Raw genomic sequence first — 365 nt, 5'->3', positions numbered from 1 at the left:
TATGTCCGCCTGCATGGTGGACCGGACGGCCGTGGCCGTGCGGGGAAATGGACGGATGGCGCGACGGGGCAGCATGGCGATCTGCTCGACATCATCCGTGAAAACCTCGGGCTGCTGAATTTTTGCGATGCCGCCGATGAGGCCCGGCGCTTTCTCTGCCTGCCCCAGTCCGAGCCACGATCGACCCCTGATCGTCGCGATATTGTCCCGCTGTCCTCTGGCACAGCGGATGCTGCACGTCGGCTCTGGGCCATGTCACGCCCGATTGCGGGCACACTGGCGGAAACCTGGCTGCGGCATCGTGATCTGACCCACCTGCCAGACCTGTCATCCCTGCGTTTGCACCCGAATTGCTACTACCGGGC

The 365-nt window shown here is 64.1% G+C and carries 1 protein-coding gene; it reads left to right on the top strand.

What is annotated here, in order from left to right:
- Positions 1 to 365, top strand: a 365-nt coding sequence (locus HNH97_RS17185) for a DUF7146 domain-containing protein (RefSeq protein ID WP_456305404.1), incomplete at both ends; no start/stop codon positions are given.

Source organism: Gluconacetobacter entanii (assembly GCF_013155425.1).
GTDB lineage: Bacteria > Pseudomonadota > Alphaproteobacteria > Acetobacterales > Acetobacteraceae > Novacetimonas > Novacetimonas entanii.
Note: the sequence above shows the minus strand (reverse complement) of the source record. Positions and strands in the feature narration are given on the sequence as shown.